We start from the raw sequence: 5,061 nt of genomic DNA, 5'->3' as shown, positions 1-5,061 counted from the left end.
GTGCTGCGCCGTCCACTTGGTTTTCGAGACTGGCCTTTTAATTCTAACGTAAAGCCAACCTAGAACGGCGGGGTTTCAGACCCAAAATTTCCGATGATACTACCATGATCATTATTTCTAGGGAGACAGGGAAAGTTTAATAACTTGTTCCCTGTGCCTCTACCCTAGAACCAGTTTGTTAATTGTCTTCTACTCAAAGTCTTTGCGTCCGGGGTTACGGGTAGGATCGCCAGAAAGGAAGCCAAAGATAAAAAGTAAGACAAAGAAGGAAACAACGATATAAACGGCGATTTTTAGGGTTAACATTACTAAGACGTTCTCCTTAGACTAGATTAATGCAATAACAGGGTTAGCATACCTTGACCTACTTTACCCTATTTGAGTGATCCCTGAACAGAGAAAAGCGATCGGTCTTCAGTTATCAGTTATCAGTTATCAGTTATCAGTGAGCAGTTATCAGTGAGCGGTGAGCAGATGTGAGTTTTGGCTCTTCTAGGTTCTGTGTGATAAGTTTAACTTACAGAGGATTGATCGATCTTTGTGTCCTTTGTGTCTCTGTGGTTCGTTCCACTCACTGCCCCAAGACTGTATCTTAGAATACATTTTACCCACCAAACCTGGGAGAGCCGAGTTTTTAGTTTACTGATTACTGTTTACTGGGTACTGATCACTGAAAATACGACTAAATAGCCTATTTTTAGCCAATTTATGAATAATCTCGGTAAATTGTATGTGGTGGGAACGCCGATCGGTAATTTAGACGATCTGACTTTCCGGTCCCTGGCAACTCTCAAAAAAGTCTCTCTAATTGCTGCTGAAGATACCAGACACACTGGCAAATTATTGCAGCATTTTGATATTCCAACCCCTCAAATTAGTTACCACGAACATAATCGTCTTTCCCGTCTCGATCAGTTATTAAATATTCTCAGCCAAGGTCAGGATATCGCTTTGGTTACTGATGCGGGAATGCCGGGGATTTCTGACCCGGGTTATGAGTTAATTAAAGCTTGTATAGAAGCTAATATCGAAGTGGTTCCCATCCCCGGAGTAACGGCGGTAATTACTGCTTTAGCGGTGTCGGGATTACCCACGGAAAGATTCTGTTTTGAAGGATTTCTTCCGGGTAAGGAAAAGCTGAAACAAGAGCGCTTAGAGGGTTTAAAAACTGAAACGAGAACGATGGTTTTTTATGAAGCACCCCACAAACTTATTAAGACTTTGGAGGATTTACGCGAAACTTTCGGATCAACGAGAAAGATAGTTTTAGGTCGAGAATTAACCAAGCTTTACGAAGAAATTTGGCGAGGAACTATCGCCGAGGCGATTAATTTATATCAGGAGAATAAAACTCCTAAAGGGGAATTTACAATCGTAGTTATGGGCAACGATCAGGCCGATAATATCCAATTATCCGACGAGGAATTAAAACGGGAATTAAAACAAATTATCGAAGGAGGAGTTAATCGATCGCAAGCCAGCAGACAATTAGCACAGGTTACTAATTTATCCCGCAGTCGTTTATACAAATTAGCCCTAGAAATTTGATGATTATCAATTTTTATTCCCACCGCTAACCCTCGATTACTTAGCTGATTGAATTAACAAAATTCCCCCAGCAGTTAATCCTAAAATATTGGGCAACCAAGCGGCCATCAAGGGGGTTAAAACTCCGCCAATGCCTAAGGAACTGGTGACAAAAGATAGGAGATAATAGGAGAAAATTAGGACAATACAAATACCGAAACTGGTGGCTTTATTAGAATTTTGGGGACGTAATCCCAAGGCTGCCCCAATCATCCCAAAAACCAAACAAACAAAGGGTAAAGATATTTTCTGCTCGATTTGAACCTGTAGTTTTCTAATTTTGGTAGGATTGCCGCTTAATTGCAGTATTTTTAGGTATTCCTGCGCTTGTCTCAGGGTCATTTCTGAACCATCTCGGCCTCGAAAAGCTAAATCTAACGGGGTACGCGGTAGGGCTAATTGTTGATGTTGAAAGCGGACAATATTACGATAGGAACCATTAGGATCAATTAGATAAATTGTGCCGTTATAAAAATCCCAGATATTTTTTTCAATATTCCAAGAAGCTGATTCTGAGGTAATAATTTGATTAACTTCCGGTTGGGTGCGATCGAGAATGGTTAAACCTAGCATCTCTTGACCGTTAAATCTTTCGGCATAAAATAACCTTCTTAATACCGTTTGGGGTTCCCCTCCATCCGGTTGCCGCACTTTGCCGTATTCAGGATAAATAATATTATCTTCAATAAAAGATTTGCGATTTGGTCGCAGAGCTTTCGTCATGGTAGCATTAGCTTCATAACTGGCAGCCGGAGCCACATAATCATTAAAAACGTAGGTTAATCCCGTCACTATTAAACTTAGCACAATGGCGGGAATTATTAGGCGATAAACACTAATTCCAATACTTTTCAAAGCAATTAATTCGCTATCACTGGCTAAACGACTGTAGGCCATTAAAGCCGCTAAAAGTATCGACATGGGAAAGGCTAAAACGATAAACTCTGGCATTTTTAATAAGAGAATTTTTAAGGCCAAAGTAAAAGGTAAACCCGATTCAGTAATCCGTCGCACTAAATCAAATAAAGTACCGATCGCCACTCCCAAAGAAGTGAATAAACCCATACCAAATAAAAAGGGCAATAATAACTCGACAAAAATATAGCGGTCTAAGATGCTAAATCCGGGTATTCTACTTAAATTTCCTTGCCAATTGCCAACTTTCATGATATAATGCAGCGATTTTTATTAATAACAATTATCGGAAAAAATTATCACCCAAATAATACTGACGCACCAGAGGATTATTATAAAGTTCTTCGCCACTTCCCGCCGCTAAAATCTGCCCTTCGCGCATAATATAAGCCCGATTAGTGATAGCCAAAGTTTCTCGCACATTGTGATCAGTAATTAAAATTCCCATCTGACGATCCCTTAAACCAGCAATCATCGCTTGAATCTCGGACACGGCGATCGGATCCACCCCCGCGAAAGGTTCATCTAATAATAAAAATCTCGGTCCGTTGACTCCCACCGCTAAAGCGCGAGCTAATTCTGTCCTCCTTCTTTCTCCTCCGGAAACGTAGGCTCCTTTAGTGCGAACAATCTTATCGAGGCGAAATTCTTTTAATAAATCATAGAGACGATTTGCCCGTTGGGAAAAGGGAACCCCCGACTGTTCTAGGGCTAACTGAATATTTTCTGATACAGTTAAATAACGAAAAATACTGGCCTGCTGCGTCAGATAGCCAATACCCAGACGCGCCCTCTGATTAAGGGGTAATTTGGTAATTTCTTTTTGATCGAGCCAAACGCGCCCTTGATTCGGTTTAATTAATCCCGTGGCGATATAAAAAGTTGTGGTTTTCCCCGCACCATTTGGTCCCAATAACCCGACAATTTCCCCCGGGGCAACCGTAATACTCACCCGGTTAACCACGAGCCTTTTACCGTAGGATTTATGGATATTTTCTAATACTAAAGTCATCTTTATCCGGTGTTGGGTGTTGGGGAAGTGGGGAAGTGGGGGGGTGGGGTGTAGGGTGTAGGGTGTGGGGTGTGGGGTGTAGGGTGTGGGGTGTGGGGTGTGGGGTGTAGGGTGTAGGGTGTGGGAAGAATAACTAAAAATAATCTCCTGACCCCTGACTCCTGACTCCTGACTATCACTGCGGGTTAATAATTGGGGCAGCGGGGAGGGAAGGGGAAGGTATGGGTGCGGGTGTCGGGGAAGCAGCCGGTTGGGGGGAAGTTTCGTTATCTTTGACTAAATAAATTGACTCCACCTGCTGACTGGTTTGGGGAGTAGCGATAAATCTGCCCTCATCGACAAGATAAGTCATCGTTTCGGCGCGGATACTGTTGCCTTCCTGCAAAACGTAAACGTTACCCGTCATCACTAAACGACGTTCGCGGCTAAAATACTGAGCTTGGGCGGAAGTGGCCTGCATTTTGCGAGCGGGATAGAACACTTGTACGTTACCCCTAGCAGTAATTACCCCCGTTTTTGAGTTCGCCTCCTGAATATCCGATCGCACTGTCATGGCATTACCTGGTACAATGTTCTGCTGTGCTTTGACTAGGGGAGAATTGCCCAATCCCATGATTAAGCCAGCAGAAACGAGGGCAACTAGCCATCCTCTGATTTTTGCGTATCTTGCTCTCATAGAAATCTCACCTATAGACGTAATTGTATTGACTAACTAATCTAGCTTTTTAGAGAACGGGATGACTTTTGAGGATTTTCGGCAGAGAACAGATAGATCGATCGAGGTGGGGATGAGGATGTTCCTGATTGCTTTTCATCGCTTCTAGCACTGCCGGTAATGCTTGGGGATCGAGATTCTGTAAAAAGTTTAATAGATCCAAACTCTCCCCAACCAAGTGCGTCACGTTGATCCCCTCGTAATCGGGTTGATAGTGTTGCAAACGTCTAACCCCTTCTCCCAAAAGAATTACCGCCCCGCGCCAGTTATTATTTTCCAGATGGTAACAAGCGACAGCAATCTGCAAAATGCCTTGATAAAAGGTTTTTTCAGGCTCTGTGGACTCCATCCACAAAGCCTCTAGGGTATCATGACAAGCATAGAATTGCTGGCGATTAAATTCGTCGATTCCTTGGCCAAAAGCGGTGGCTGTCATTACCCTAAACTAATGCCCCTTCATCGATTCGCGGACTTCTTGGATATAGTCGAGGGAAATTATCTGTTCTTCCCCAGCAAACTCGTTATCGGGGGTAATAAATAGCATACAGTGACATTCTTTCCGTTCCCGCATCGGTACACAGGGACAATTCCAGAAAGTATTTTTTACCTCCGCTTCTTTGTCTTCGTAGTGACGACAGGGACATAAAGGAGCGCCTAATTCGTCCTTATGACGCGCTAATCCCTCAATTACTACGGCTGTCACCGAGAGATCGCTACAGAAGTAAGTATTTGTACCTTTAGCGTACTGTTCGGCAAACTTTTTCATCGCCTCAAGACTCTTATCCGTGTTTGTGATCTGGCTCATAGTTATCTGATCCCCTTAGCTTTCTAC

Annotated in this window: 8 protein-coding genes and 1 pseudogene; 2 read left to right on the top strand and 7 right to left on the bottom strand. The window is 43.0% G+C overall.

All coding sequences use genetic code 11. The features are described 5' to 3' along the window. Positions 1–189 precede the first annotated feature (189 nt). Positions 190–306, bottom strand: coding sequence for a photosystem II reaction center protein I (locus PX481_RS10645; protein WP_002732356.1), 117 nt, complete (start codon positions 304–306; stop codon positions 190–192). A gap of 197 nt (positions 307–503) precedes the next feature. On the opposite strand from PX481_RS10645, the pseudogene PX481_RS10640 reads away from it, so the two are divergent. Together PX481_RS10640 and rsmI are read left to right on the top strand one after the other, a co-directional pair. Next, positions 504–690 (top strand): annotated as a pseudogene (locus PX481_RS10640) (hypothetical protein). A gap of 18 nt (positions 691–708) precedes the next feature. Next, positions 709–1,548 (top strand): 16S rRNA (cytidine(1402)-2'-O)-methyltransferase, encoded by an 840-nt coding sequence (gene rsmI, locus PX481_RS10635; RefSeq protein ID WP_288094560.1) that lies wholly within the window; start codon positions 709–711, stop codon positions 1,546–1,548. A 36-nt stretch (positions 1,549–1,584) separates the two neighbouring features. Here rsmI and PX481_RS10630 read toward each other — a convergent pair whose 3' ends face one another. The 6 genes from PX481_RS10630 to PX481_RS10605 are packed head-to-tail and all read right to left on the bottom strand — an operon-like array spanning position 1,585 to position 5,034. Beyond that, entirely contained in the window at positions 1,585–2,754 is a 1,170-nt protein-coding gene (locus PX481_RS10630) for an LptF/LptG family permease (RefSeq protein WP_288024440.1), read from the bottom strand. Positions 2,755–2,785: 31 nt separating this feature from the next. Continuing rightward, on the bottom strand, positions 2,786–3,514 hold the full coding sequence (gene lptB, locus PX481_RS10625; protein WP_002797884.1) for an LPS export ABC transporter ATP-binding protein: 729 nt from the start codon (positions 3,512–3,514) through the stop codon (positions 2,786–2,788). Positions 3,515–3,516: 2 nt separating this feature from the next. After that, positions 3,517–3,693: a hypothetical protein gene (locus tag PX481_RS10620; RefSeq protein ID WP_288024442.1), complete on the bottom strand. Its 177-nt coding sequence runs from the start codon at positions 3,691–3,693 to the stop codon at positions 3,517–3,519. After that, positions 3,690–4,190 (bottom strand): LptA/OstA family protein, encoded by a 501-nt coding sequence (locus PX481_RS10615; protein WP_288033272.1) that lies wholly within the window; start codon positions 4,188–4,190, stop codon positions 3,690–3,692. The genes PX481_RS10620 and PX481_RS10615 overlap by 4 nt, the downstream gene beginning before the upstream one ends. 49 nt (positions 4,191–4,239) lie before the next feature. Next, complete coding sequence (locus PX481_RS10610) at positions 4,240–4,665, bottom strand: DUF309 domain-containing protein (protein ID WP_147073110.1); 426 nt, start codon at positions 4,663–4,665, stop codon at positions 4,240–4,242. 9 nt (positions 4,666–4,674) lie between these two features. After that, positions 4,675–5,034: a ferredoxin thioredoxin reductase catalytic beta subunit gene (locus PX481_RS10605; protein ID WP_061432731.1), complete on the bottom strand. Its 360-nt coding sequence runs from the start codon at positions 5,032–5,034 to the stop codon at positions 4,675–4,677. Positions 5,035–5,061: the final 27 nt, after the last annotated feature.

This window comes from Microcystis sp. M53603_WE2 (assembly GCF_030065435.1).
Note: the sequence above shows the minus strand (reverse complement) of the source record. Positions and strands in the feature narration are given on the sequence as shown.

Bases quoted from the DNA above. Each gene is read 5' to 3' on its own strand.
- PX481_RS10645 (WP_002732356.1), bottom strand. From the start codon at position 306: ATGTTAACCCTAAAAATCGCCGTTTATATCGTTGTTTCCTTCTTTGTC.
- PX481_RS10605 (WP_061432731.1), bottom strand. From the start codon at position 5,034: ATGAGCCAGATCACAAACACGGATAAGAGTCTTGAGGCGATGAAAAAG.
- lptB (WP_002797884.1), bottom strand. From the start codon at position 3,514: ATGACTTTAGTATTAGAAAATATCCATAAATCCTACGGTAAAAGGCTC.
- PX481_RS10610 (WP_147073110.1), bottom strand. From the start codon at position 4,665: ATGACAGCCACCGCTTTTGGCCAAGGAATCGACGAATTTAATCGCCAG.
- PX481_RS10630 (WP_288024440.1), bottom strand. From the start codon at position 2,754: ATGAAAGTTGGCAATTGGCAAGGAAATTTAAGTAGAATACCCGGATTT.
- PX481_RS10615 (WP_288033272.1), bottom strand. From the start codon at position 4,190: ATGAGAGCAAGATACGCAAAAATCAGAGGATGGCTAGTTGCCCTCGTT.
- rsmI (WP_288094560.1), top strand. From the start codon at position 709: ATGAATAATCTCGGTAAATTGTATGTGGTGGGAACGCCGATCGGTAAT.